Annotated in this window: 28 protein-coding genes; 16 read left to right on the top strand and 12 right to left on the bottom strand. The window is 65.1% G+C overall.

Annotated elements, in window-relative coordinates; translation table 11 throughout:
- Positions 1–138: GreA/GreB family elongation factor (locus QZ847_RS02560; RefSeq protein WP_294352873.1), on the top strand; the 138-nt coding region annotated here is incomplete at its 5' end.
- Between the two features lie 218 nt (positions 139–356).
- On the opposite strand, the gene QZ847_RS02565 is transcribed toward QZ847_RS02560, so the two are convergent.
- Genes QZ847_RS02565 through QZ847_RS02580 form a run of 5 tightly spaced genes read right to left on the bottom strand, consistent with a single transcriptional unit; the run spans position 357 to position 2,383 of the window.
- The gene (locus QZ847_RS02565; protein WP_294352797.1) at positions 357–581 is read right to left on the bottom strand and encodes a DUF4170 domain-containing protein; all 225 of its coding nucleotides are present in this window, start codon (positions 579–581) and stop codon (positions 357–359) included.
- Positions 582–620: 39 nt separating this feature from the next.
- The gene (locus QZ847_RS02570; RefSeq protein WP_294352799.1) at positions 621–1,097 is read right to left on the bottom strand and encodes a hypothetical protein; all 477 of its coding nucleotides are present in this window, start codon (positions 1,095–1,097) and stop codon (positions 621–623) included.
- A gap of 32 nt (positions 1,098–1,129) precedes the next feature.
- Complete coding sequence (locus QZ847_RS16990; RefSeq protein ID WP_366930163.1) at positions 1,130–1,450, bottom strand: DUF3618 domain-containing protein; 321 nt, start codon at positions 1,448–1,450, stop codon at positions 1,130–1,132.
- Positions 1,447–1,830: a phage holin family protein gene (locus tag QZ847_RS02575; protein ID WP_294352800.1), complete on the bottom strand. Its 384-nt coding sequence runs from the start codon at positions 1,828–1,830 to the stop codon at positions 1,447–1,449. Before QZ847_RS02575 ends, QZ847_RS16990 begins: the two co-directional genes overlap by 4 nt.
- Positions 1,831–1,834: 4 nt before the next feature.
- A complete protein-coding gene (locus tag QZ847_RS02580; protein WP_294352801.1) occupies positions 1,835–2,383 on the bottom strand; it encodes a hypothetical protein in 549 nt (182 codons plus the stop codon).
- Positions 2,384–2,499: 116 nt separating this feature from the next.
- Between QZ847_RS02580 and eno the strand changes: the two genes are divergently transcribed.
- Both eno and QZ847_RS02590 read left to right on the top strand, forming a co-directional pair.
- Positions 2,500–3,780, top strand: coding sequence for a phosphopyruvate hydratase (eno, locus tag QZ847_RS02585; protein WP_294352802.1), 1,281 nt, complete (start codon positions 2,500–2,502; stop codon positions 3,778–3,780).
- 43 nt (positions 3,781–3,823) lie between these two features.
- A complete protein-coding gene (locus QZ847_RS02590; RefSeq protein ID WP_294190263.1) occupies positions 3,824–4,138 on the top strand; it encodes a septum formation initiator family protein in 315 nt (104 codons plus the stop codon).
- Between the two features lie 37 nt (positions 4,139–4,175).
- Here QZ847_RS02590 and QZ847_RS02595 read toward each other — a convergent pair whose 3' ends face one another.
- The 3 genes from QZ847_RS02595 to QZ847_RS02605 form a co-directional block, all read right to left on the bottom strand.
- A complete protein-coding gene (locus QZ847_RS02595; RefSeq protein ID WP_294352804.1) occupies positions 4,176–4,997 on the bottom strand; it encodes an alpha/beta hydrolase in 822 nt (273 codons plus the stop codon).
- 68 nt (positions 4,998–5,065) lie between these two features.
- Positions 5,066–6,166 carry a 3-dehydroquinate synthase gene (gene aroB / locus QZ847_RS02600; RefSeq protein WP_294352806.1) on the bottom strand — a complete coding sequence of 367 codons (1,101 nt, stop codon included), beginning with the start codon at positions 6,164–6,166 and terminating at the stop codon, positions 5,066–5,068.
- Positions 6,163–6,702 (bottom strand): shikimate kinase, encoded by a 540-nt coding sequence (locus QZ847_RS02605; RefSeq protein WP_294190266.1) that lies wholly within the window; start codon positions 6,700–6,702, stop codon positions 6,163–6,165. The genes aroB and QZ847_RS02605 overlap by 4 nt, the downstream gene beginning before the upstream one ends.
- Before the next feature lie 86 nt (positions 6,703–6,788).
- Between QZ847_RS02605 and QZ847_RS02610 the strand changes: the two genes are divergently transcribed.
- From QZ847_RS02610 to QZ847_RS02625, 4 genes are read left to right on the top strand one after another with little or no spacing between them, the layout of a single operon-like run.
- Positions 6,789–6,923, top strand: coding sequence for a hypothetical protein (locus QZ847_RS02610; protein WP_294190267.1), 135 nt, complete (start codon positions 6,789–6,791; stop codon positions 6,921–6,923).
- Entirely contained in the window at positions 6,913–8,688 is a 1,776-nt protein-coding gene (locus QZ847_RS02615) for a hypothetical protein (protein ID WP_294352808.1), read from the top strand. Before QZ847_RS02610 ends, QZ847_RS02615 begins: the two co-directional genes overlap by 11 nt.
- A complete protein-coding gene (locus QZ847_RS02620) occupies positions 8,685–9,611 on the top strand; it encodes a tyrosine recombinase (protein WP_294352811.1) in 927 nt (308 codons plus the stop codon). The genes QZ847_RS02615 and QZ847_RS02620 overlap by 4 nt, the downstream gene beginning before the upstream one ends.
- Before the next feature lie 9 nt (positions 9,612–9,620).
- Entirely contained in the window at positions 9,621–10,568 is a 948-nt protein-coding gene (locus QZ847_RS02625) for an acetyl-CoA carboxylase carboxyltransferase subunit alpha (protein ID WP_294352813.1), read from the top strand.
- Between the two features lie 80 nt (positions 10,569–10,648).
- Here QZ847_RS02625 and QZ847_RS02630 read toward each other — a convergent pair whose 3' ends face one another.
- Positions 10,649–10,849, bottom strand: coding sequence for a Flp family type IVb pilin (locus QZ847_RS02630; protein WP_294352815.1), 201 nt, complete (start codon positions 10,847–10,849; stop codon positions 10,649–10,651).
- 115 nt (positions 10,850–10,964) lie between these two features.
- Complete coding sequence (locus QZ847_RS02635; RefSeq protein WP_294352816.1) at positions 10,965–11,177, bottom strand: Flp family type IVb pilin; 213 nt, start codon at positions 11,175–11,177, stop codon at positions 10,965–10,967.
- A gap of 51 nt (positions 11,178–11,228) precedes the next feature.
- Here QZ847_RS02635 and QZ847_RS02640 point away from each other — a divergent pair, with 51 nt between their 5' ends.
- From QZ847_RS02640 to QZ847_RS02675, 8 genes are all read left to right on the top strand, one after another.
- On the top strand, positions 11,229–11,639 hold the full coding sequence (locus QZ847_RS02640) for a (deoxy)nucleoside triphosphate pyrophosphohydrolase (protein WP_294352818.1): 411 nt from the start codon (positions 11,229–11,231) through the stop codon (positions 11,637–11,639).
- A gap of 445 nt (positions 11,640–12,084) precedes the next feature.
- The gene (locus QZ847_RS02645) at positions 12,085–12,384 is read left to right on the top strand and encodes a hypothetical protein (protein ID WP_294352820.1); all 300 of its coding nucleotides are present in this window, start codon (positions 12,085–12,087) and stop codon (positions 12,382–12,384) included.
- 2 nt (positions 12,385–12,386) lie between these two features.
- Positions 12,387–12,716 carry a hypothetical protein gene (locus QZ847_RS02650; RefSeq protein WP_294352822.1) on the top strand — a complete coding sequence of 110 codons (330 nt, stop codon included), beginning with the start codon at positions 12,387–12,389 and terminating at the stop codon, positions 12,714–12,716.
- Positions 12,717–13,705: 989 nt separating this feature from the next.
- Entirely contained in the window at positions 13,706–13,963 is a 258-nt protein-coding gene (locus tag QZ847_RS02655; protein ID WP_294352824.1) for a hypothetical protein, read from the top strand.
- Between the two features lie 23 nt (positions 13,964–13,986).
- Complete coding sequence (locus QZ847_RS02660; protein WP_294190274.1) at positions 13,987–14,166, top strand: hypothetical protein; 180 nt, start codon at positions 13,987–13,989, stop codon at positions 14,164–14,166.
- Between the two features lie 64 nt (positions 14,167–14,230).
- Positions 14,231–15,283, top strand: a complete 1,053-nt coding sequence (locus QZ847_RS02665; protein WP_294352826.1) for an acyl-CoA dehydrogenase — start codon at positions 14,231–14,233, stop codon at positions 15,281–15,283.
- Positions 15,274–16,023 (top strand): PIG-L family deacetylase, encoded by a 750-nt coding sequence (locus QZ847_RS02670; protein ID WP_294352828.1) that lies wholly within the window; start codon positions 15,274–15,276, stop codon positions 16,021–16,023. Before QZ847_RS02665 ends, QZ847_RS02670 begins: the two co-directional genes overlap by 10 nt.
- Entirely contained in the window at positions 16,013–16,594 is a 582-nt protein-coding gene (locus QZ847_RS02675) for an SAM-dependent methyltransferase (protein ID WP_294352830.1), read from the top strand. Before QZ847_RS02670 ends, QZ847_RS02675 begins: the two co-directional genes overlap by 11 nt.
- Here QZ847_RS02675 and QZ847_RS02680 read toward each other — a convergent pair.
- Positions 16,484–17,500, bottom strand: coding sequence for a glycosyltransferase (locus QZ847_RS02680; RefSeq protein ID WP_294352834.1), 1,017 nt, complete (start codon positions 17,498–17,500; stop codon positions 16,484–16,486). The genes QZ847_RS02675 and QZ847_RS02680 overlap by 111 nt on opposite strands.
- Positions 17,501–17,633: 133 nt before the next feature.
- Here QZ847_RS02680 and QZ847_RS02685 point away from each other — a divergent pair, with 133 nt between their 5' ends.
- The gene (locus QZ847_RS02685; protein WP_294352836.1) at positions 17,634–18,923 is read left to right on the top strand and encodes an Hsp70 family protein; all 1,290 of its coding nucleotides are present in this window, start codon (positions 17,634–17,636) and stop codon (positions 18,921–18,923) included.
- Between the two features lie 489 nt (positions 18,924–19,412).
- Here the strand turns inward: QZ847_RS02685 and QZ847_RS02690 are convergent, their stop codons facing one another.
- Entirely contained in the window at positions 19,413–20,672 is a 1,260-nt protein-coding gene (locus tag QZ847_RS02690) for an NAD(P)/FAD-dependent oxidoreductase (protein ID WP_294352838.1), read from the bottom strand.
- Positions 20,673–20,873 lie beyond the last annotated feature (201 nt).

Consider the following 20,873-nt stretch of genomic DNA (forward strand, 5'->3'; position numbering starts at 1 on the left):
GACGCGAAGGGTGGGCGTATCAGCTACAACTCGCCGCTGGGTCGCGCGTTGATCGGCCGAAGTGTCGACGACGAGGTCGAGGTGACGGTGCCGTCCGGCGACCGTTACTATCTCGTGTCCAAGATTGAATTCATCTGATCGCCCCACGGTCGCGATCAGCGCGAGCTATTGGGGCGAGTACAGGTTGCAAAGTAGCAGTTGCGGCTGGCGCTGTTTGTTTCTCTGTGCCGATCTGCAGGTCGGAACGCCATTCGCTAAAGATGCCCAGCACGGAACAGGTGCGCTATAACTCGTACTCTCACTGACGCTCTAATAAGCAGACGCTGTCGCGTCGTGTGACAACGTCTGCCTCATTGTTACGTTTCGGATTTGAGCGACGGCTCCAGCAGGCGGTGAAGGTGTACCACCACGTACTTCATCTCGGCGTCGTCAACTGTCCGCTGCGCGGCTCCGCGCCATGCCTTTTCTGCGCTGGCGTAATCAGGGAAGACGCCTACGACGTCGATCGACTTTAGATCGTTGAATTCCAGCGTGCGGGGGTCGCTGACGCGCCCGCCGAAGACGAGATGAAGCTTGCTCATGCTGGCCCCTCTAGCGTCCTCGGCGGGTTAGGTGAAGGGTCAGGCTGCGCTCGTCTGCCCGGCCGGCTGATCGTCGGAGTGACGAAGCTCCTGCTTTCCCGCTGATGCTGCCGCCTTGCCAGCGGTTGCCGCCGCACCGGCGACGTTTTGCAACAGGGTCTTTACCTGATCCTTTGCGGCACCCTTGGTGAAGCCGATGTTCTGAAGCTCGCTCTTCCCGCTGTTGCGCGCTGCTGCGAAAGCGGCAACGGCGGTCGCGCCGAGCCGCTTGCCAACCGGGGCGAGCAGTTCCTTCTCTTTCGCGCTGCGCGGCACGATCGCACCCACGAGTGCGCCGAGCGCGATACCGCCGGCGACGATCGCGAGCGGGTTGGTCTCCGCCGCATGCGCGGTCTGGTGCGCGAACTCACGCGTCTTCTCACGTGTCGTCTCGACGGCTTCGGTCACGGCCGATTTGGCGGTGTCGAGGCTCTCGCGGAATTTGCCGTGGTCGTCCGCATGATTGTGGTCGGTCATGTCGTCGTTCCTTTCGCGAACGGAAGAATGAGTTATCGAACGCGCCTGAGATGAGGCGGTTTCGCCGGTGATGGCGGTCGCTTGGAGAGGCCGAGCGCGCGGGCGAGTGGCTTACGGCACAGGAAGAGGACCACGGCTGCGACGCCGCCGGTCACCCCGCCAGGATGCTGCATCGCGGTCTTGATTGACGCGCGTGCTGCACTTTGCGCATTCTCTGTAACGCGATCGGCTGCGGTGCGAGCGAGCTTGCGCGGTGCAAGCTGCCCCTGCAACTGCTCCACCGTTCCGTTCAGTCGCGCTCGCGCCTCTGCGGCACGCGCCTCTGCTGCGGCCACGTCGGCAGGCGTACTCACACGCCAGCCTTGGGTGAAAGGCGGTTCTTGCCAACGATGCCAAGGATTGCGGCGATCAGCAATGTGCTGCCAACCACTACCAACGTCGCCAGACCGGGACCGATCAGCGTCGCCAGCGCCTCGATTGCGCCAACAAGCAGCGCAATCAGGCCCGCGAACGCGAGGACAGCCGCGATAACAAAAAAGATAATCGCGTTCTTATATCGTCCGACCGCCTCGCTGACTTTCGCCTTCTGCAAGTCGAACTCAGCACGCGCCAAGTCTTTCGCGTCGCCGGTCAAACGAGATACGAGATCGGTCAAGCCGGGTTCCGGCGCTATCCGTTCACGAACTGCCTCAGTCGTGCGCCTGATCGGCGTCACGTTGCTCGGGTCGCTCATCGCGTCAGGCGCCGCGCTGCTCGACACCGGCGGAGACGAGGCGTGCGACGACAAAGCCTACCGCGGCCGCAATCCCAACGGCAACACCAGGGCTCTTCTTCACCAGTTCACGCGCTTCGTCGAAAATTTCGTCGACCGTCGTGTCGTCCAATTTGGTGCCGAACGCCTGCACCTGATCCGCGGCGCTGCGGGCATATTGGCCGTACTGCTTGCCGAGCTTGTCATCGACCTGCGCCGCGGCATCGTTCAGAATCTGCGTCAATTGGCCTAGCGCGTCCGTTGCCTTCGACTTGCCGTCCTCAGCGAAAAGGCGCACGCGGTCGGTCGCTTGCCCGCGTAAGTCGGAGGCGCCCTGCTTGATTGTTTCGCCTGCCTCGCTCGCCTTCGACGACAGTGTGTCAGCGCCTCCCGCGTTGCTGCCCGGGTTTGCGTTCTTGAGTGGCGCTGCCTGCTGGAACGATGCGCTGCCGCTCGGCGTATCCATATCGCCGCTGGTCATCGGGGCCAAATCGTTGCGATCATTCGGGTCGGCCATCGTGGTCATGTCCTTCATGGTTTCGTCGTGAACCCCGCGCGTCGCCGCCGGTTCCCTCGCGTTGCGGCATCACTCGCCGCTCGCTACAGCCGCCCACGACATTGCTTTGCCCGAACAGCTAGGGGGATCGTTACGTGACCGCAATCATCGACATTCACGCACGCCAGATCGTGGACAGCCGCGGCAATCCGACGGTGGAGGTCGATGTGTTGCTGGAGGACGGCAGCTTCGGCCGCGCGGCTGTACCTTCGGGTGCGTCGACCGGCGCGCATGAGGCGGTCGAGCGGCGCGACGGCGACAAGGCGAAATGGAGCGGCAAGGGTGTCGACCAGGCGGTCGCCGCAGTGAACGAGGAGATCGCGGGCGAAATCGTCGGCATGGACGCGGAAGATCAGCTCGAGATCGATCACGCGATGATCGCGCTCGACGGTAGCGACAACAAGGGGCGGCTGGGCGCCAACGCGATTCTGGGCGTTAGTCTGGCGGTCGCCAAGGCCGCCGCGGACGCGCGCGGGCTGCCACTCTACCGCTATGTCGGCGGTGTCGCGGCGCACGTGTTGCCGGTACCGATGATGAACATCATCAACGGCGGCGAGCACGCCGACAATCCGATCGATTTCCAAGAGTTCATGATCATGCCGGTCGGCGCGCCCTCGCTCAGCGAGGCGGTACGCTGCGGGTCGGAGATCTTCCACACGCTGAAGAAGGGTCTGCACGACAAGGGGCTGGCGACCGCGGTGGGTGACGAGGGCGGCTTCGCGCCCAACCTCGCCAGCACGACCGACGCGCTCGACTTCATCATGTCGAGCATCGAGAAGGCGGGCTACACGCCGGGCGACGACGTGATGCTGGCGCTCGATTGCGCCGCGACCGAGTTCTTCAAGGACGGCAAGTACGTCATCTCGGGCGAGAACCTGACGCTCGAACCCGGCGCGATGGCGGAGTACCTCGCCGACCTCGTCGCGCGTTATCCTATCCTGTCGATCGAGGACGGCATGGCCGAGGACGACTTCGAGGGCTGGAAGGCGCTGACCGACGCGGTCGAGGGCAAGGTGCAGCTGGTTGGCGACGATCTGTTTGTCACCAACCCGAAGCGGTTGCGCGACGGGATCGGTCGCGGGCTCGCCAACTCGTTGCTGGTGAAGGTCAACCAGATCGGCACCTTGTCCGAAACGCTGGAAGCGATCCGCATCGCCGAGCGCGCCGGTTACACCGCGGTGATGAGCCACCGCTCGGGCGAGACCGAGGATGCGACGATCGCCGATCTGGCGGTTGCGACCAACTGCGGGCAGATCAAGACGGGCAGCCTCGCGCGCTCGGATCGGCTCGCCAAGTACAACCAACTGATCCGGATCGAGGAGGAACTGGACAAGGTCGCGCATTACGCGGGCCGCGACGTGCTCCGCATGCGCTGAGCCGCCTTGCAAACGGGGCGCATCTGCGCGATTCTGTCGCGCGATGCGCCGCAAGCCGACCCCTCCGCTCGTTCTTCTCCGCCGTGCGGCGGTACCCGCCGCGGCGCTGTCGGTCATGGCGTTCTTCGGCGCTTACGCCGTAACTGGTTCGAACGGCATCTTCGCGCTTGGTGACTACAAGCAGCAGATTGCGGTGCGTGAGCGGCAGTACCAGCAACTCGACGAGCGGCGGACGATGTTGCGCAACCGCGTGGCGCTGCTCGATCCGCGCCACGCCAATCCCGACCTAGTCGACGAGTTGGTTCGCAAGGAATTAAATGTCGCTCACCCGGACGAGGTGATCGTCCCCTTGAAGTAATCGGCGGAGCCGCGCCGAGCGGCCCCGCCGTTATCTCTCAGCGCAGGAAGGTCAGCAGATCCTGCGTCAGGCGATCGCCCTCGGTTGCGAACAGACCGTGCGGCGCGCCGTCATATTCGACAAGCTGGCTGTTTGCGATGCCTGCCGCTGCTGCGCGACCTGCGGCATCGATCGGTACCGTCTTGTCCGACGTGCCATGCAGAACCAGCGTGGGCACACGAAACGCAGGCAGATCGGGCCGGAAGTCGGTGTTGCCGAAACTCTCGGCGCAGGCGAGCGTCGGCTTCAACCCGGCCTGCATCGCCAGCCGCCAAGCCCAATCGATCGTCGCACTGCTGACCGGGCTGGTCAGATAGCCTTCGCCGAAGAAGTCCTTGAAGAACGACTGAAAGAAGGCGGGGCGATCCTTTTTGATGCCGTCGGCGATCTCCTGCAGCTTTTCCGCGGGCGTGCCATCGGGATTGTCGTCAGTCTTCAGCATGTATGGCACGACCGACGAGATCAGCCCGGCCGAGACCACGCCGCGGCCCTCATGCCGGCTCATGTAGCGTGCGACCTCGCCGCCGCCCATTGAGAAGCCGACGATGCTCGCATCGCTGTCCGCACCGGTCGCTTTCATCACGTCGGCCAGATCATCGGTGAGCGTGTCATAGTCGTATCCCGACCACGGTTGCCCCGAGCGCCCGAAGCCGCGACGATCGTATGCGATGACGCGGAAACCGGCGTCGGCGAGCGCCATCATCTGCGGGTCCCAGCTGTCCGACGACAGCGGCCAGCCGTGGATCAGCACGACCGGGCGACCGGAACCCCAATCCTTGACGTAGATGTCGGTACCGTCGCGCGTTTTGAGGTAAGGCATGCGGGAAAACTCCAGCCGGTTGTTGCGCGCGATCAACGTGGCGCCGGCTCCGCTGTTCCTGCGCCCCCTCAGCGCGCCTTGTCGTTCAGGAATCGCTCCACCCGATCGAGCGAGACGGTCTTGTCGAGGAAGGTCCGCCCGATCCCGCGCGCGAGCAGAAAGGGAAGCGTGCCCGCTGTCATCTTCTTGTCGTGGCGCATGTGGTCGACCAGCCGTGCCGCTGGCGCGGTGATGCCCGATGCGGCAAGTCCGTCGGGCAGCCCGCTCTCGCGCCAGTGGGCCTTCACACGTTCGGCGTCTTCGTGCGTGCACAATCCCGTCGTCGCCGAATAGTCGAAGGCCAGTCCGCACCCGGCTGCAACCGCCTCGCCGTGTAGCAGGCGGTCACTGAATCCTGCCTCCGCCTCAAGCGCGTGGCCGAACGTATGGCCGAGGTTCAGGAGCGCGCGGCGACCAATCGTCTCGAACTCGTCCTCGCCGACGATCCTCGCCTTGGCCGCGACCGCGTGCGCAATCGCGTGGGCGCGCGCCGCAGGATCGCCGGCGAGCAGCGCAGCGCCGTTCGCCTCGCACCAGGCAAAGAAATCGGCGTCATCGATCAGTCCGTATTTGACCACCTCAGCATAGCCGGCGCGCACTTGCCGTGCGGGCAAGGTATTGAGCACGTCGGGGTCGATCAGGACAACCGCCGGCTGGTGGAACGCACCGATCAAATTCTTGCCTGCGCGCGCGTTGATGCCAGTCTTGCCCCCGACCGAACTGTCGACCTGCGCCAGCAAAGTGGTGGGAATCTGTATGAAGCGGCACCCGCGCTTCAGGATCGCGGTCGCGAACCCGACCAAGTCGCCGATTACCCCGCCGCCGAGCGCGATCACGTGATCCTGCCGCTCGACACCATATTGGAGCAGCGCATCACACAAACGTTCGAGAACGGCCCAGCTCTTGGTGCCCTCGCCCGAGGGAAGCACGATCGCACGCGCGCTCACGCCGGCCGATGCGAGCGAGTGTTCGAGCGAGGCGAGATGCGGCGCGACATTTTCGTCCGCAACGATCACGACCGGTCGCGTGCCCACCAGCGGGGCGAGTTCGTCGCCGGCACGCGCGAGCAGCCCGCTCGCGATCCTGACCTCGTAACTGCGTGCGCCAAGCGCGACGGGCACCACCTTCATCGACCGATTGCCTCCAGAATGGCGCGCACCGTATTCTCGTGCGGCGCATCTGCGCTCGCGACACGCAGGTGCGCGAGGCTGTAGAACGGGGTGCGCTTGGCGGCGAGATCGCGCAGCACGGCGCCGGCATCGCGGCCGCGTAGCAGCGGGCGCGTGTCGCGGCGACGCACGCGATCGACCAGCACCTCGACCGGCGCGTCGAGCCAGATCGACAGCGCGTCCGCCAGGATAAGCGCGCGGGTTTGATCGTTGATGAACGCGCCGCCGCCGGTCGCGATCACCTTCGGCTTGCCATCGATCAGCCGTGCGATCACGCGGCGTTCACCGTCGCGGAAATACGCCTCGCCGAAGCGGTCAAAGATGTCGGCGATCGTCATGCCCGCCGCATCCTCGATCTCGTGATCGGCATCGACGAAGGGCAGCTTCAGCCGGTTGGCGAGCCGTCGGCCGACGGTCGACTTGCCCACGCCCATCAGCCCGACCAGAACGATCGGTCGCCCCGTCCAGGCGGGGATCACGGGCGGGCTATGCAACATGATGGGGCGGGCTATACAGCGCACTTCGACACCGACGCCAGACCTAGCGCTCGGTGAGGTCACCCGTTCATGTGCAAGGTCCGGATATGCGTTTCATCGTCTCGCTCGTGGTGCTGATCGTCCTGGTCGTGGGTGCCTTGTTCTTCTTCGCCGGACGCGCGACCGAGCGGCCGGTGACGCAGATCGAGAAGCCGGTCGAGCTCGGCAACCTTGCCAATTAAGCACCTGCTGATCGGGGTCGCCGCGACAGCGATCACGGCGACGGCATTGGCGCAGGAGCGGCCGGAGTCGCTGCTGCCCCCCGGCTTCGGGCAGACACCGGCACCCGCGCCTGCACCGACGCCGACGCCTGGCAGCAGCAGTGACGCCGGAGCGACGCCGACTTCGAGCAACATCGCCGGCGCGCTGCCTGCGTTACCGCCGCTGGTGCTCCCCACTCCGACGCCTACGCCGTCGCCGACCCCTGACGCGGCGCAACTTGCGCTCTACGAGATGCCTGCATTCGCGCGGCGGTCGCTGACGCGGGTCGGTCCGATCGGAGCCGGTGACGGAGGAGTGAGCGCCGACGCGTTCGGTCGCGCCGACGGCCGTTACCTCGAAGTGCTGATGCGGCGCCTGTCGGCGCCGCTGCCGTCGCGCTGGATGTCGATCACGCTGCGTCGGCTGCTCGCCTCGCAACTGAACACGCCCTCACACGTGAACGGTGCCGATTTCGCGGCAGAGCGCGCATGGCTGCTGCTGCGAATGGGGGAGGCGGTGGCGGCGCGTGCGGTGGCGCATTCGGTCGACGTCGGCAACGTCACGCCCAAGCTCGCGCAGGTGTGGATGCAGACCGCGCTCGCGACCGCCGACCCAGCCGGGCTGTGCACCTTGGCGCAATCGCCACGCGTGGCGGAAAGCGAGCCCGGCTGGATAGCCGCGCAGGCAATGTGTGCGGGCCTGACAGGCGAACCGACACGCCCGCTCGTTCAGAAGCTGCGCCGCCGCCGCATCGCGAGCGGAGTAGATCTGCAACTGGCACAGAAAGTGATCGGCGCAGGCGCCAACAGCGGGCAGGCGACCACGATCGAGTGGGATCCCGTATCTCAACTGACAGCGTGGCGCTGGGGCCTTGCGACCGCAACCGGTGTCGCCGTGCCGGACACGCTATACGAAACGGCCGGGCCGCAGGTCACCGGTTGGCGTGCGCTCGCCCCAGCCATTTCGCTAGCCGATCGGGCGAAGCCGGCCGAGCGCGCGGCGGCAATGGGGATCCTCTCCAATGCCGCGTTGGTCGATCTGTTCGCTGCCTCGCGTGAACTGGAGGAAGCGCCCGCAGCATTGGCGCAGACCGCGAACGACCTGCAGGACGCTTATGTCGGCAGCGATCGCGCCACCCGGCTGAAAGCGATGACGGCGTTGTGGAACGGCGGCGACACGCCCGCCCTGCGCTATGCCCGGCTGATCCTGACGGCGCGCGCGGCGGGGCGTCTGACCGTGTTCGACGGGGTCGAGCAGGCGGACCAGCTGATCGCGTCGATGCTGTCGGCCGGTCTCGATCGCACCGCGATGCGCTGGCAGGGACACGTGCCGGCCGGCAGCGATGCCTGGGCGATGCTGCAGATCGCTGATCCGGATCGTTCGGGCAGTGGTTGGGGCAGCGTCGACGACTATGCGCCCACGGGCGCGAATGCGCAGCGTAAGAAGCAGCTGTTCTTCGCAAGCATGGCCGGGCTGGGTCGTATCGGCGCAAGCGAGGTCGAGGGGACAGCGCAGTCGCTCGACGTGCGCATTGGCGCGGCGAACGCGTGGACACGCGCACTCGATCGTGCGGCGGCGGAGGGGCAATCCGGCACCGTGGTGCTCCTATGTGCCGTTGGCATGCAGACGAACGACTGGGCAGGTGTTCCCCCCGCGGCCTTGTATCGCATCGTCGGCGCACTGCGCGCAGTTGGTCTGACAGGCGAGGCGCGCATGATCGCGGCGGAGGCGCTGACGCGCTTGTGACGCAAGCGCCACCGCCCAGTGACCACGACGCGATCGATCGCTTTCTGGAGATGATGGCGGCGCAGGCGGGCGCAGCACGCAACACGCTGGCTGCATACCGGACCGACCTGCGGCTCGCGTCCGAACTGCTTAGCGGCGAGCTCGCGACCGCGCAGCCCGCGAGTTTGGAACGACTCTCGGCGAGCTGGCGCGATCTGTCGCGCGCCACGGTTGCGCGCAAGGCCGCGGCACTCCGACGCTTCTACGGCTTTTTGCTCGAGGAAGGTGACCGTGCCGACGATCCTTCATCCGCGCTCCCAAGACCGGGTACCGAACGCGGGTTGCCGCGCACCCTGTCGCACGATGAGGTCAACCGATTATTCTTGATTGTCGCCGAGCGGCTGCAACGCGATCCGCCGCTTGTACCCGACCTGCGGCTGTCGGCGCTGCTGGAACTGCTCTACGGCTCCGGCCTGCGCGCGAGCGAGTTGGTCGGCTTGCCGCGCGGTGCGGTGCAGGCGGACAAGCCGTTCCTGATCCTGCGCGGCAAGGGAGGGCGCGAGCGTCTGGTGCCTTTGTCCGATCGTGCCCGCGCCGCGGTTGCCGCATGGCGCGCTCATGTGCCGACCGATCAGGCGTTCCTGTTTCCTTCGGGAAAAACGCACCTCTCGCGCGTACGACTGTTTCAGATCGTTCGCGCCGTGGCGGCGGAGGCGGGGATCGCGCCCGAGCGCATGAGTCCGCACGTGCTGCGCCACGCCTTTGCCACGCATCTGCTCGAAGGCGGCGCCGACCTGCGCGCTTTACAATCCATGCTGGGGCACGCGGACATCGCCACGACTGAAATCTACACCCATGTCGACCGGCGTCGGCTGGTCGAGCTGGTGAACGAGCGCCACCCGCTACGCGAGGCGCTCGTTGACGCTGGCGCGCGCGCGTCCTAACCGCGCGCGATGTACAAATTCCTCGATTTCGAGAAGCCGATCGCCGAACTCCAGGCGCGCATCGACGAGTTGCGCGACACCGGCGCAGAGGGCGGGGTCGATATCGCGGCCGAGGTGTCGCGCCTCCAGGCCAAATCCGACAAGCTGCTGAAGGATACGTTCGCCAAGCTGACACCGTGGCAGAAGACGCAAGTCGCGCGACATCCCGAACGGCCACATTTCAAGGATTATGTCGCCGGCCTGTTCAGCGATTTCATGCCACTCGCGGGCGATCGCGCGTTCGGTGACGATCAGGCAATCCTGGGCGGCTTCGCGACGTTTCGTGGTCGACGTGTGCTCGTGCTAGGCCATGAGAAAGGCGACGACACTGCGACGCGCCTCAAGCACAATTTTGGGATGGGAAAGCCGGAAGGGTATCGCAAGGCGATCCGCCTGATGGAACTCGCCGACCGTTTCGCGCTGCCTGTCGTCACGCTGGTCGATACCTCGGGTGCGTTTCCGGGCATTCAGGCGGAGGAGCGCGGGCAAGCCGAGGCGATCGCGCGTTCGACCGAGACGTGTCTATCGCTCGGCGTTCCGCTGGTGTCGGCGATCGTGGGCGAGGGGGGCTCAGGCGGTGCCGTCGCGCTGGCGAGCGGCAACAAGGTGCTGATGTTCGAGCACGCGGTCTATTCGGTCATTTCGCCCGAGGGCTGCGCGTCGATCCTGTGGCGCACCGCCGACAAGGCGGCAGATGCGGCGGAAGCGATGAAGGTGACCGCGCAGGACCTGAAGGGTATGGGCGTCGTCGACACGATCGTGGCGGAGCCGGTCGGCGGGGCGCACCGTGATGCGGCGGGCGCGATCGCGACGCTGGGCGATGCGGTAAACAACGCGCTGGGCGAGCTTGTCGGCCAGACGCCGGATCAGCTGCGGCGCGGGCGCCGCGACAAGTTCCTTAAGATGGGCCGCGCCTGACGCGCGACGCACATGCGAAAAGGGCGGCGGATCGCTCCGCCGCCCCCCAGCTCACGTCTAATCAGTGAGCGACGGCAATATTACGACGTTGCGCCGTTCGTCGGGGCGGTACGGGCTGACGTGGTCAGCTTGGTTGCGGTGATCCCAAACGTGTCCTTGATGCCGTTACCAAGCTGCGTCATCGCACCCATGGCGGCGATGGCGATGAGCGCGGCGATCAGGCCGTATTCGATGGCGGTGGCGCCCTTGTTGTTCTTCAGGAATGCGCGAATCTGCTGCATATCGATCTCCGATGTCAGAAAGAGTAGTTTACCCGGCTGAACGACCGGGGGCCGGTATCCAGCAACGCCGTTCTACACGCCCGGCAGTTGCGAAATGCTTAAGAGCATTGGTAAATTACGGCGTCTGCATCGCTTCGGCGAACTTGCCGCTCACGTCGTCCCAGATTGCTAGATTGGCGTCCGCCGTCTGAGAGATGGCGGCAGCCACGGCGAGGAAAATCACCGCAATGATCATCGCGTATTCGACTGCAGTGCCGCCGCGCCGCGACTGTGCAAGCAGTCGGACGTAACGACCAAGCTTCGCCCTTATGTACCTGGCATCGCTCATGGAGCAAAGGAGTAGCAGCTGAGCCTTAACGATTCGCTCACCCATGTGTCCTTGACCAACCGTACGCCGCTTCTCGTCGTCGCAGCTGCCTTGCAGGATGCGCGTGGGCGCGTGCTGATGCAGCAGCGACCTTTGAACAAGGCGCATGGCGGTTTGTGGGAGTTCCCAGGCGGCAAGGTCGAGCCGGGAGAGACTCCGACGCGCGCGCTGGCGCGTGAGTTGCGGGAGGAACTCGCGATCGATGTGGCGGAAGACGACCTCCTCCCGTTCGGCTTCGCGACCGACGTCGCAGGCGGGCGCTGCGTGATCCTGCTGCTGTTCTGCTGCCGGCGTTGGTCGGGCGTTCCGCGCGCGCTTGATGCAAGCGATCTGTGTTGGGGCCGTCCGCACGACCTCAGGCAACTGCCGATGCCGCCGCTCGACGTCCCGCTTCTTGACCGGTTGATCGATCGTCGTCCCTGATAGCTTGGCACCTCGTTGGAATGGCTCGGCCAGTCGTGACTTGCTCCGTCTACCCCGCAAGGCGAGGCCTGTGAGCGTGCTCCGCTATCTTCTCGCGCAACGTCATCCGCGGCGCTGATCTTGCGGCGTTGCTGATGAAGGTCGCGGTCCTGGCCGGCTACATGGTCAGCAACTCGCCGCGACCGGGCGCTCAGGCGGCACAACTATAATCAGCTGGATTTTTATCCAGGATCGAATGAGACAACGCTACGCTCGCGCGTCCACTGGTAGATCGCCAGTGGCTGGACCGCGGAGCTCGACCTCACCGGCTACACGGTGAGATCGGGCCTTTCTGCTCGCGGTCACGCAGACGTTCGTAGCGCCGGATTACGCGTTTCCAAACGGCAGTTTTCGGCAGAGCTACCAGGATTTCCGCCACGATCATCGCTTTGGGAGTGCGCGACGGGTGGTCGTGCATGACGGTCATCTTGCGGGAATGTGCAACCGGGTGAGCCTCGGCCTCGAGCATAACGCCACGGACTTCGCCAGCCTTCGCCAACAGCTGGCGGCGAGCGCGCTCCCTGCGGTGGACGTGCGCGACCCGGCGGTGCTCGCCCTGCCAACATCGCCTGCGATCTTCACCAGCAGTAACGTCACTTTCGCCTGGCACGTCAGCGTGACGGGTGCCGCCTATTACATTGAGCACCGCGACATTATCGCGCGCGATCCTGCCAATAGGTCGCTCGCGGTTCAGGGTCGACGTTAGTCGTGCGCGGTGTCGAGCTGACCGCCGCACTCTCATCGTTCAGGTCGCTGCGACTGTCGGGCGGCGCATCGTACACGGACGCGCGCTACGATGAATTGAACGAGGTCGTGGCCGGCACGGCGGTCAGCAGGCGCGGCAATCGCTCGATCGACCTGCCGTTGACGACGCTCAACGCCTTCGTGCTCTACACGATCGCTCACGAGGTTACGCGTGGCAGTTTCCTGCGCCGTGCAAGCAACTTCTACATCGACATGGCGAATACGATCTGCGTCGCCGGACATAGCACCTTGGACGCAAGCATCTCGTCCCGGTCGCGCGCGCCGTCAGACTGACCACGATTGGGCGCAACCTGGCCCATGTTTTTCACGGCGATTATTCGGCTACCCCACCACCAACGTCTATATTGGCGCGACGCAAGCGTTCGAGAACGCGCTGGCGTCGCGGCTGAGGGCGCAACCGGTATGATAAGGAAGGCACGAGCCGCTGCATTTCACCGCGCCGTGTGGCGCGGGCATTTCTGGGCAGGGCTGATCGTCGCACCGTTCCTACTGCGCTGAGTGCGATCGGCGCGATCTACCTGTCTATCCACGAGCTGAACGACCTGATCTATCCATAGCTGCGACTGGTGCTGCCGCACGACCGCAGCGTGCCGGTATGGTGCATGATCGGAGCGGCGCTGGCAACCTATTCGGGAGCGATGTTGCGCATCGATGTGCCAGCAACAAACTAGCGTGCGACGTTGGTCTATGTCGCGCCCGACAATACCGCGCCTCCGCGCGTCCATGTCGATCCGGCACACGAGCGCGTGTTCGGCAGCCTCGTGTACGAGCGTACCCTAGTCGGCATCGCAGAAGAGTTAAACGAATCGTTGCTGATCGGAGCCGTCGGCGACCGGCTGGTCGAGCTGGCAGCGTGCCGGGGAGTTGGTGCTGCTCGTCGCCAGTACAACCCTGTGACGGCCGCGCGGGACGAGGCCTCGGCGGAGGCGTGGAGCAGAGTTGATGTGGCCGCATTTCGACCTGCGCGGTCGGCGCTTCCGGCGTGCGCTACACGGCCCAGTCGGATTCTGGAGTGGCGGCCTGATCGGCTTCCCGATCGTCACCGGCCTGCCGTGGGCGGGCGTGAGCCGAGACCTGCTCCAGCGTGCTAGTGCGGCGGTGGGCGTCGGCTATCCGTCGTCGTTCCGTCCCACAGCGTGCCGATATAGCAATCCTCGTTGACGTCCCTTGAAGGCTGAAGGCGGCACCAATGCCGCGATCCCAGCGCGCCCGATCAGCACGTCGGCCATGCGGGGCATAAGGCCTCAGCTACGGCGAACGACGTGAGGGCGATCCCGCAGATTGATCGCGTGACGCAATTGCTGGCGGAACGCCACCTTTACGGGCGTTATTGGCTCTATCTGCCGCGCGGCTCAGAGAGTGTCGACGTCGCGAGGACCTATCCCGTTCGGCCTCAGGGCCAGGGCATAAGCTACGCCGAACTCTACAGCCTGCGCCAGATCGGACCGGAGGTACGCTTCGCTGACTACGGAAGCGTCGGAAAAGCGGTCGAGCTCGGCGTGCAACTGCACAGGTGCTGACAAATTAACGGTGTGGCGATGACATGGATTCGACGGCCATCGCGGGCGCGCGAGCGAACGGACTGCTGGCGGCGCTCGTGGTCGGCGGACTGGTACTGCCGCTGTTCGGCGGGTCGCTGCTGGTGGTTGCAGCCGTCGATCTGTTGCTCGATCGCGCCCGCAGTTGGGGAAGGCGGGAACCGGCATCGGCGCTGGCGCGCTAGGCGACACGAAGGGGAGGTTCGCCGTTTGCTAATGCATCGTGAAGAGAGCGAACCGAGGACAGTCGTGGAGCGGCTGCGCCCGGTCGTTAGCGCCTGGGATCAGGTGAACAGCGACGAGGACTTCCCGACCGAGCGACTGCAGACGCTGGTCGCACTCGGCGCGACGAGCGCCTTTGTCTCGCTAGGTGACGAAGATGCCGCGGCCGATCTACTGACGACGCTGCGCTTCATCGGTGGCGCCGACCTAAGCCTTGGGCGCATCTACGAAGGTCATGTTAACGCAGCGCAACTTGTCCAGGCCTACGGTTCCGCCGCACAACGCGAGATGCTCGCGCATGATTTGGTGGCGGGGCGCATCTACGGCGTTTGGAATACCGAGCCGGCGCCCGGCATGCAGATCGAGCAGGTCGCGGGCGGGCACCGTTTGTCGGGTGCAAAGAGCTTCGCGACCGGTGCCGGGCATATCGACAAGGCACTCATCACCGCCAGCCGCGCGGACGGTCGCAAGCAGATGGTGCTCGCCAATCTGTCCGACACCGCTGCGCGTGTCGATAACAGCGCGTGGCAGGTGCGCGGCATGCGCGGCACCAAGAGCGGAACGCTCGATTTCGACGGCATGGTCGTCGGCGACGACGCGCTGATCGGACGAGCGGGCGATTACGAGCAGGAACCGCGCTTCTCCGCCGGCGCTTGGCGGTTCACCGCGGTGCAGCTGGGCGCGGTCGAGGCGTTGGTGCGGCACTGGCGCGATCACCTCGTCGCGACCAACAAAGCCGATGACCCGATCCAGCGCGCGCGCATCGGCGCAGCGATCGTCGCGACGCGCTCTGCCGGGCTTTGGGTCGAGCGCGCTGCCCGGCTGGCGGAAAGCGGCTCGCCGCACGCGATCGCACACGTGCTGATGACGCGCGGCGTTGTCGAGGAGGCGGGGCTGCTGGTGATGGAGGGCGCCGCGCGATCGATCGGCACCGCGTCATTCTTCGCGAACAGCCGCGTCGACCGGATCACTCGCGATCTCGGCCTGTACCTGCGTCAGCCGGTGCCCGATCAGGCGCGTGACCGGGCGGCGGCGGCGTGGATCAAGGCGGATCGCTGGGGCGACGACTCGTGGTGGTGATCCCGGGCCAGGCGCATTGGCGTCGCACGGTGCTGCGCGCGCGTCGGCTGCCGATCACGCAGGCCGCGCGTAACGGCTGGCTGATCCTCGCGCCCCATCCCGACGACGAGGCGCTCGGGGCTGGTGGGTTGATCGCCGGGCTGTCGCGCGCGGGCGCTAGGCTTCAGGTCGCCTTTCTCACCGATGGTGCCGCGAGCCACGTCGATGCGCCGGGGTGGACTGCGCGGCGCGTTGCCGCACTTCGCGCGGCCGAGGCTAAGGCTGCTCTACGCGTGCTCGGCGCCTCCGCGCCGCCAGCCTGGTGCGGCTGGCGTGACGCGGCGCCGTTCACCGCCGATGACCCGCGATTGGTACGCACAGTCGACCGGTTGGTGGCAATGTGTCGCCGTCAGGGTCTGACCCGCATCGCAACGACTTGGTCCGCCGACCCGCATTGCGATCATCAGGCGGCGGCGGCGGTGGCGCGCGCCGTGGCGGGGCGTCTCGGCACCGTGCCGCTGTTCTACTGCGTCTGGGGATGGACGCGCGGCGACATCGCGGAGCAGCTGGCGACGATGCGGCCGATCGTCATCTCCTCGCAGGGGCGTCGCGGCGTCGAGCGACGCGCGCTCGCGTGTCACCGCAGCCAGTTGGGTGGGCGGATCGCCGGCGCACGCGACCGTTTCGTGCTGCCCCGCGCGATGCGTCGCCTCGCCGATCGCCGGCTGACGCTCTTGCTGGAGGAACGCGATGAGGCGTGAACGATCGATCGAACCCGCTTGGTTCGAGGCGCTGTTCAAGCAGCAGGGCGACCCGTGGCAGTTCGAGACGAGCGATTACGAGCACGCAAAGTACGACCACACACTCGCAAGCCTGCCGCGCGCGCATTTCGAGTCCGCGCTCGAGGTCGGCTGCGCCAACGGCGTGCTGACGCAGCGACTGGCGCCGCGCTGCGACGCGTTGCTGGCGATCGACGTCTCTCCGACCGCACTCGCCGCTGCGCACGCACGCTGCGCCGATCTGCATCAGGTTCGGTTCGAGCAGCGGCAGATGCCGGGCGACGCGCCGGCAGGAGCCTTCGATCTCGTCGTGCTGTCCGAAGTGATCTATTACTGGGATCAGGACGACCTGGCCCGCAGCGCGGAGTACCTGCGCGATCATGTGAACAAGGGCGGCGACATGCTGCTGGTCCATTGGACCGGCGACACAGACTATCCGATGTCAGGTGACGACGCTGTCGAGCGGCTCCGATCGCTGCTGGGAGACGCGATCGACGTGATCGGCGCGGAGCGGCGCGAGCGCTACCGGCTCGACCTTTTTCGTCGGCGCTGATCGCCGTGCACGAACCATCGCGCCGGCGCATCGAACCGCTGCCGGCAGTGTCTCGAACGTGAGCCGGTCTTCCGCGGTCGCTCGCGCGGGATCGAGCGCGGCGGGGAAGGCGTAGGTTTCGTGTAGCGGCTCGTCGATCGGCTGCGCGATCCAGCGCGCGAACGCGTCGGCCATGCCTCCTGGCGCCCGTCCGTCAAGCCTGCTGGAGGTGAAGACGCGAACGTCGAGCGGGTGACGTACCATGCCGCCTGCAACGCGCACCGCTGCAAAAAGCGCCCGGTCCTCCGCGATCGGAGGTGTCGGTGCGCCGCCAATCCGGCGGTAGGTGCCAAGCGTCAGCGCAATGCTCGCGCCCCCTTCGTAGAAGTGACGCGGCCACGGATCGTGCGGCGAAGGCGCCGCATCGGCGCGCAGCCAGTCGAGCGCGGTATAGTAGCGACCGAGCAGATTGAGCCGCCGCATCGCCTCGACACCTAGCGAGCGGCGATCGTCGCGACGCGTCAGCGCACGACCCGCAACAGCGTCTATCCCGCCGCGAAGATGCCCGACCGCCCGCACGATCCATTCGGGTGACACGCGGGTATCCGCGTCGGTCGACATGAGAACGTCGTCAGAATCTTTCAGCGTCGCGGCGGCGGCGTCGAAGGCCAAGCGGCGCGCCCAGCCAGCGTGGCGGAACGCCGGCAGCAACGAAACAGAGATCGGCAGCAGCGCGGCGTTGCGCATGCGCGCTTCCTCCAGCACGAGCGCGGTCGCGTCGGTGCAATTGTTCGCCACGACCACGACGGTCACCTTGCCGGCAAAGCGCGCGGCGGCGCAATCTAGCGCGTCGAGGCAGGCGGGCAGGTCGCCCGCCTCGTTCTTCGCCGGCAGTGCAACCGCGACGCGTGGCGACAGATCGCTCATGGCAGACAAGCTGGCATTGCCGACCGGCCTAGAGCGGCGACGTAATCTCGACAACAAACGTGGATCAAGCGTCGGACTTGTCGCTGACGCTCGGGATCGTCATAGCGCGTCGCTCTCTGGCGGGCCTTTCCTCATGACGAACCTTCGCGCCGTCGGGCTGGATTTCGGCACCACCAACACGGTCGTCGCCGTGGCCGACCGCGCCGCGCGTTCCGCACGGCTGCTGACACTTGATTGCGACGGTGGAAGCGAGGTGTTCCGCTCGGCCCTGTGTTTCTGGCAGGATGAGGACGCGCGCGGTGGTTTGATGGTGGAGGCCGGACCGGCCGCGATCCGCGAGTATCTGGAATATCCGGACGGCAGCCGCTTCCTGCAATCCTTCAAATCGGTCGCGGCGAGTGCCTCCTTCGACACCGCCCCCGTCTTCAACAAGCGCTATCGCTTTGAGGAACTCGGACATGCCTTCCTCAACCGTTTGAGCGAGCATGCCGGCGACGCCTTCTCGCGCCTCGACCGTTTGGTGGTGGGACGGCCGGTCCGCTATGCCGGAGCGAGACCCGATGAGGCGCTTGCACGAGAACGCTACGACGCGATGTTCGCCGGACGCGCCGCCGACATCCATTACGTTTACGAACCGCTCGCTGCCGCGTATAGCTACGCTGCGCGCCTGGCCGATCCCGCCACGCTGCTGGTGGCTGATTTTGGCGGCGGCACCAGCGACTTCTCGGTCGTGCGGATCGAGCCTGACGGAGGCGGGCCTCAATGCCGGCCGCTCGGCCATGCTGGTGTCGGCATCGCGGGTGACCGGTTCGACTATCGCATCGTCGATCGACTTATGCTGCCGTTGCTTGGCAAGGGCGGAGCCTATCGCTCGTTCGACAAGATCTTGGAGATCCCAGGCGGCTATTTTGCCGATTTCGGCGACTGGTCGAAGCTCGCGCTGATGCGCAATCGCCGGACGCTGGCGGAGCTCGAGCGACTGCAGCGCAGCGCAGTTGACGCGCAAGCGATCGGGCGTATGATCGCGATCATCGAGCATGAACTCGGCTTTCCGCTTTACGATGCGGTTGGTCGGTTGAAGCGCGAGTTGTCGTTCGCGGACGCAGCCGAGTTCCGCTTCGCGGGTGGCGAGCTGGATATCGTGGCGAGCGTCGAGCGCATTGAGTTCGAACGCTGGATCGCCGACGATGTCGCCCGCATGGCGACCGCAGTCGATGAGGCGCTCGTCGATGCGAATATAGAGGCAGGCGCGATCGATCGCGTGTTCCTGACCGGCGGCACCTCGCTCGTCCCCGCGGTGCGACGGTTATTCGAGCAACGTTTCGGTGCTGACCGGATTGACGCGGGTGGTGAACTCACCTCGATCGCGCACGGCCTCGCGTTGATCGCGCAATCGGACGATCTGTCCGGCTGGACGGTCTAAAGCTGCTACAAAGAAAGATGTAGACTTTCACGCCAAGCTGCTCGGCTACGCCACTACGAGGCCATGTTTTTCACAAACCGAGCAGCCACGTTGATTTCACTTAAATCGCTCATCTCGTCGTCGTTTGAAGGCGCAACTGCGCGGTCCGCTGGGCTTTCACGTAAGTGCTGTCGATGGCGGTGCTCCTCATCACCGCGCCAGAGCGGGCAGCAGATCGCGCGAGCATCTCGGTGCGAGCAGCGGTTGAACCAATTGTAGACCGTGGTCGCGCACCCCTTTTCAGCCGGGCAGTCGCATCAGCTGCAGCCAACCTTCAGCGTACGCCGATTATACCCGAGATTACCGGCCGATAATAAAAGCGTTCAGTTCTGTTTTGTTTGTTCGCCAGGTGCGGCTCTGTCACTTTATCGGACAATTAGAACAACGCCATGTGCGCTCTCTCGTGAATCACCTAAACCTTGTGTCATATAGATGCAATTCTCACCGAAGTCAGGCGGGCGATGCGGAGGTATGACGACTTAAGGGCACTGATGCATCTGCCAACACGCCAGGATTGAGGGATGTACCTGCCTCGATTAATTTGCGGCCCTGAACATAGTCTTTGACGCTGTTTACAGCATCTATTGCGATCAAGTGATCGTCTTTGAAATACAAAACAGAGAACGACCGCGTTGCCAAATCGCCGCGTATAAGGCTTCGATCGTAGCCGATAGACAGGCCTGCGGTCTGAAGTTTCAAATCGTATTGGTTCGACCAGAACCAGGGGAACGCGGCATAGGGCAGGGCATCGCCCACGATGTCGCGCGCGACGCAGCTAGCCTGATCGTTGGCGTTCTGTACTGACTCGACCCGCATCCGAAGCCCACCTGCATGGACGTTCGCGAATGCGGCGCAGTCGCCAATGGCGTAGATGTTGGCGAGCGATGTTCTGCAATATTCATCAACGTCAACGCCGTTGCTGCCCGCCGCTCCGGCGACGAGAAGCGGCTCGACCGACGGAACGATGCCGATGCCGACGATGACCGCATCGGCGGGCAGCACACTGCCGTCAGCCAATAGCACCCCGTCAACGCGCTTGTTCCCAACGAGGCAGTCTACAGCGACGCCGGTTCGCAGGTCGACACCTTGGTCACGATGTTGCTGTTCGTAGAACGAAGATAGTTCAGGGCCTGCGACGCGCGCTAGAACACGTGGTAATGCTTCGAGCAAGGTAACCCGGCAGCCGAGCTTTCTCAGGACTGCGGCGGCTTCCAGACCGATATAGCCGCCGCCGATCACGACAAAGGTACGCGCGCCTTCGTCGATTTCACGCATCAGTTGGTCGCAGTCGGCACGCGACCTTACCGTATGCACCCCTTCCAAATTGGCTCCGGAGCATGTCAGCCGACGCGGTTGCCCGCCGGTTGCCCATACAAGCTTCGAATAACCGATGCTCCGCCCGTCGGATAGCGTCAGCAACCCCCGCGAGGGATCGACCGCGGTGACCGCGAAGCCAAGCTCCATTGCCACCGACTTGTTCTGCCAGAAGACGGCAGGGCGGATATAAAGCCGCTCGAAGCTTTTCTCGCCCGCCAGATATTCTTTCGACAGTGCCGGCCGTTCATAAGGCGGTTCGGGCTCGAGTCCGATCATGGCGATCGAACCGGCAAAACCCCGCTGACGCAACGCGATTGCACACTGCGCACCGCCGTGGCCTGCGCCGACGATCACGACGTCGTACCGTGTATCGGACTTGGTCTGGGCGGTCATGACGCTCCTCTCTCGGAATGTTGACGTCCAAGCTTTCCTGGCGCGTCTTAATCAGCTGGCGCAACGCGCCGCTACGAACAAGGCATTCTTATCGTCGGTGCGATCGAATGGCGCGTGTAACCGCCAAATGCGTGATGATGGACGTCAATTCCGGCCTCCATGTCGTAGCATGTCAAGGCGACGCGCAGTGCCGTTGAGTTC

This window comes from uncultured Sphingomonas sp. (genome assembly GCF_913778135.1).
Taxonomy (GTDB): domain Bacteria; phylum Pseudomonadota; class Alphaproteobacteria; order Sphingomonadales; family Sphingomonadaceae; genus Sphingomonas.

Coding starts and splice junctions, on each gene's coding strand:
- aroB (WP_294352806.1), bottom strand. CDS start 6,166: ATGAAGGTGGTGCCCGTCGCGCTTGGCGCACGCAGTTACGAGGTCAGG.
- QZ847_RS02685 (WP_294352836.1), top strand. CDS start 17,634: ATGACGAACCTTCGCGCCGTCGGGCTGGATTTCGGCACCACCAACACG.
- QZ847_RS02680 (WP_294352834.1), bottom strand. CDS start 17,500: ATGAGCGATCTGTCGCCACGCGTCGCGGTTGCACTGCCGGCGAAGAAC.
- QZ847_RS02630 (WP_294352815.1), bottom strand. CDS start 10,849: ATGCAGCAGATTCGCGCATTCCTGAAGAACAACAAGGGCGCCACCGCC.
- QZ847_RS02590 (WP_294190263.1), top strand. CDS start 3,824: ATGCGCCGCAAGCCGACCCCTCCGCTCGTTCTTCTCCGCCGTGCGGCG.
- QZ847_RS02610 (WP_294190267.1), top strand. CDS start 6,789: ATGCGTTTCATCGTCTCGCTCGTGGTGCTGATCGTCCTGGTCGTGGGT.
- QZ847_RS02570 (WP_294352799.1), bottom strand. CDS start 1,097: ATGACCGACCACAATCATGCGGACGACCACGGCAAATTCCGCGAGAGC.
- QZ847_RS02690 (WP_294352838.1), bottom strand. CDS start 20,672: ATGACCGCCCAGACCAAGTCCGATACACGGTACGACGTCGTGATCGTC.
- QZ847_RS02605 (WP_294190266.1), bottom strand. CDS start 6,702: ATGTTGCATAGCCCGCCCGTGATCCCCGCCTGGACGGGGCGACCGATC.
- QZ847_RS02675 (WP_294352830.1), top strand. CDS start 16,013: ATGAGGCGTGAACGATCGATCGAACCCGCTTGGTTCGAGGCGCTGTTC.
- QZ847_RS02660 (WP_294190274.1), top strand. CDS start 13,987: ATGGATTCGACGGCCATCGCGGGCGCGCGAGCGAACGGACTGCTGGCG.
- QZ847_RS02595 (WP_294352804.1), bottom strand. CDS start 4,997: ATGCCTTACCTCAAAACGCGCGACGGTACCGACATCTACGTCAAGGAT.
- QZ847_RS02565 (WP_294352797.1), bottom strand. CDS start 581: ATGAGCAAGCTTCATCTCGTCTTCGGCGGGCGCGTCAGCGACCCCCGC.
- QZ847_RS02635 (WP_294352816.1), bottom strand. CDS start 11,177: ATGAGCGATGCCAGGTACATAAGGGCGAAGCTTGGTCGTTACGTCCGA.
- QZ847_RS02575 (WP_294352800.1), bottom strand. CDS start 1,830: ATGAGCGACCCGAGCAACGTGACGCCGATCAGGCGCACGACTGAGGCA.
- QZ847_RS02580 (WP_294352801.1), bottom strand. CDS start 2,383: ATGAAGGACATGACCACGATGGCCGACCCGAATGATCGCAACGATTTG.
- QZ847_RS02625 (WP_294352813.1), top strand. CDS start 9,621: ATGTACAAATTCCTCGATTTCGAGAAGCCGATCGCCGAACTCCAGGCG.